The sequence below is a fragment of the Halomonas sp. SIMBA_159 genome (assembly GCF_046536035.1).
GTDB lineage: Bacteria > Pseudomonadota > Gammaproteobacteria > Pseudomonadales > Halomonadaceae > Vreelandella > Vreelandella venusta_A.
Map to the genome: position 1 here is coordinate 1 of NZ_JAWJBT010001861.1, position 228 is coordinate 228.

Annotated in this window: 1 protein-coding gene; it reads left to right on the forward strand. The window is 32.9% G+C overall.

Annotation, left to right across the window (positions count from 1 at the left end; all coding sequences use genetic code 11):
- The coding region (locus R0J87_RS25625) for an AAA family ATPase (RefSeq protein ID WP_498889827.1) at nucleotides 1-228 on the forward strand (228 nt) is incomplete at both ends.

Here is a 228-nt window from a genome sequence, read left to right on the forward strand (position 1 = left end):
CTTGCAATTAGAGAGAAAATCAAAAAACGAATTATCTCATTTAAAGCTGATTGTAATTGATGAAGCATCAATGGTGGATGGTAAGATCATGAAAGATCTGAAGTCATTCGGTATTAAAATTCTATTCATAGGAGATACAGGACAATTACCACCTGTATCACAAGATGGAATTGAAGATTTCATGACTATGTTTAACAATCCAGATTTCACCCTTACTGAGATTCATAG